We start from the raw sequence: 2,396 nt of genomic DNA, 5'->3' as shown, positions 1-2,396 counted from the left end.
CATAACCCGTCCAGATATCAGTGCCATGAAAAGGCAAACTATCATTGAGCTCAATCGCATCACGATTAAGTTTACGCGGAACCCCTTGCAGCAAGGATGCGTCATACTCGGCCTGATAGCCTGTTGCCTTACCAAGTGTTAAGCCACTGAGAGCCTTGGCATCCCTATAGGGATCATGAACTTGTGTCATCAATAGATATTCCATGTCAAAATAGGCAGATATTATACTCAAATTTTGGACTTCTGCTAAGTGTCTTCTTTACCTGCTTTAGATAATTTCTTGAAATTATATCAACTGACCTATCTCGAAAAGCTAGGTGAATCCCCGCGTTACTACCCTAGAGGCGAAGAGTCTCTGTGTATTGAAGGTGAGTTTGACCCCAGTCATTATGATGAGTCGAATGAAGAGATCGCCGTATGTTGGAAGCCGGTAAAAAGAGAAGACCCAGGCTCATTTTCTAATGTCGAGACTGCGTTAGACATAGAGTTAGGCGCAGACATAGATGCATTTTTTGGCGTATATTTCTCAGCCCCTTTGCTATTCAATAGTGAGTGGGGACAAGGAGAGCTATTACAGGTATGGAATCAGACAGACTTTGAATATCTACAGCAAAATATGATTGGTCATTTGATGATGAAGAAGAAATTAAAGCAAGCGCCTACCTGGTTTATCGGTGTTCTGGGTGATGGAGACAAGATGCTAACCGTCGATAACAGCGATGGCAGTGTCTGGGTCGAGATCCCTGGTGAGGCGCCATCTAAAAAATTAACTAATAGCCTAAATGAGTTTATTGCCCAACTAACCCCGCGGGTCGCGCCTCCAGAGCTTCATATCGAGGAGTCTATGCCTGAGTTGGAACACCCAGGGATTTGGAATCGATTTAAGTTAATGTGGCGCAACCTGCGTGGCAAGTAACAAGTTATTAAGCGCGGATCCCTAGGGGCCTAGGTACTCATACCTTGTTTTAAAGATGATCCCAAGAGAGGTTTGACACGATTCGGCAGCTGTCACAGCGAAAATGGAACATGTCTAATAGAGGTTCATCGAGTAGCCAATGTTTATTGTCGCAACGGGGGCAGGGGCGAGTTTTCTCGCTTGCTAGATTATCTCCGCCGACACGATAGAGGTAATAATAGGTTGGGATCTTGGTTAGGTATTCGATGCGACCTCGCAGATCCCAGCCTCGGCGAAATAGATCACTCGACGTAGACGTTAACTCCTCTAATGCTGCAAACTCAGCTTTTGTTGCTGCAGCCATCTGCAGCTCGTCACAGGCTTGCCACTCAGTTTGCCAGCGAATGATGCGTTTATGATCGCCATTGAATGTTGCCGGCAGTTGGTAGAGTGGGATTGGCTGCAAGGTATCACCGTTTCGTACCGGTGAGCACATGTGGACATAGCTGGTATAAACGAGCTGCCAGCTAGGTGTTACAGCGCTGCTAACTTCTGAATTGATGTCTTGACCTAGGTATTTTTCTCTCGGAGCCAGTATTTTTGACTCTGTCAGTTCGACGAGTGCTCTCTCAACCCAAGGGCTGTTAAAACGTTTCGCTAGACTACTTTTCTCTGGCATCAAGAGCCTGACTCTAAACTCCCCATCATTGAAAGCAACAGCGAATTCACGGCCTAAAATTTGCCCATTGGCTCTATAAGCTTCGAGTAACCCATTAATTGTTTTTTCTGCTGCGGTTATTGTGGTGTTGTCAAAACATTCAAATCTTAATTCAACAACATGCATTATTTTGTTGCCTTCATTTCAAGCTGTTTTAATCGAGCATTAAGGTTTTGGTAGGCTAAGGTTAATTGAGCCAGCTCTGCTTTTAGCTGTTCAATTTCAGACCTTGCTTCAACAGGGACGGTCGCTGGGGGCAATTTGTCCAGATTTGGGATCTTCTCTACTGAGCTAGCATCCATGGCCCTAAATTGTTGCAGGCCCTGGATCAGTATGGGCATAGGAACACTGTTGCCAATTTTTGTTTTGATCAATGCAAGGCTAGGTTTTTTTCCTGCAATCGATAGCGATTTAGCCGCTGCTAATATCTGTTCTATTGGACTCATACTTGGTTATCTTTCTCACTTGTTTAGTCAATGTCACCAATACGATCTGAACTTTTGCATTAAATTCTTATTAAACAATCAGATATGATATTGGCTCGTTTTTTGCTTTCTCTGAGGTTATCTATAATAAAGAAACAGGAAGTCATAGTGAAAACAAATTTAATTGGTTTGGCATTAATGGGTATTATAAGTTTAAGCTTATCTGGCTGTGTACTCAATATTGGTAGTGGGGAATCGGGATGGAATGGTCAAGATGGCTGGCAAGAGACTCAAGATATCAATCGTGGCAACCTGGCAAAGCTGAGTCTGGGTATGACTCGAGATCAAGTTAGCGTCT

General features: G+C 43.9%; 4 protein-coding genes and 1 pseudogene. 2 read left to right on the top strand and 3 right to left on the bottom strand.

What is annotated here, in order from left to right; all coding sequences use genetic code 11:
* Positions 1-190, bottom strand: a pseudogene (gene queF, locus HRU42_RS21010) (NADPH-dependent 7-cyano-7-deazaguanine reductase QueF); the annotation flags it as partial.
* Between the two features lie 60 nt (positions 191-250).
* Here queF and syd point away from each other — a divergent pair.
* Complete coding sequence (syd, locus tag HRU42_RS21005; protein WP_295034033.1) at positions 251-916, top strand: SecY-interacting protein; 666 nt, start codon at positions 251-253, stop codon at positions 914-916.
* A 49-nt stretch (positions 917-965) separates the two neighbouring features.
* On the opposite strand, the gene HRU42_RS21000 is transcribed toward syd, so the two are convergent.
* Together HRU42_RS21000 and HRU42_RS20995 are read right to left on the bottom strand one after the other, a co-directional pair.
* On the bottom strand, positions 966-1,739 hold the full coding sequence (locus HRU42_RS21000; protein ID WP_295034031.1) for a Zn-ribbon-containing protein: 774 nt from the start codon (positions 1,737-1,739) through the stop codon (positions 966-968).
* Entirely contained in the window at positions 1,739-2,059 is a 321-nt protein-coding gene (locus tag HRU42_RS20995; RefSeq protein WP_295034029.1) for a hypothetical protein, read from the bottom strand. The genes HRU42_RS21000 and HRU42_RS20995 overlap by 1 nt, the downstream gene beginning before the upstream one ends.
* A gap of 147 nt (positions 2,060-2,206) precedes the next feature.
* Between HRU42_RS20995 and HRU42_RS20990 the strand changes: the two genes are divergently transcribed.
* Positions 2,207-2,396: DUF3192 domain-containing protein (locus HRU42_RS20990; protein ID WP_295034027.1), on the top strand; the 190-nt coding region annotated here is incomplete at its 3' end.

It is taken from the genome of Shewanella sp. (assembly GCF_013214165.1).
Classification (GTDB): domain Bacteria; phylum Pseudomonadota; class Gammaproteobacteria; order Enterobacterales; family Shewanellaceae; genus Shewanella.
This window is presented reverse-complemented; position numbering and strand designations above follow the sequence as displayed.

What these genes read in the sequence shown, in the direction of transcription:
- HRU42_RS21000 (WP_295034031.1), bottom strand. Translation starts at nt 1,739, where the DNA reads ATGCATGTTGTTGAATTAAGATTTGAATGTTTTGACAACACCACAATA.
- HRU42_RS20995 (WP_295034029.1), bottom strand. Translation starts at nt 2,059, where the DNA reads ATGAGTCCAATAGAACAGATATTAGCAGCGGCTAAATCGCTATCGATT.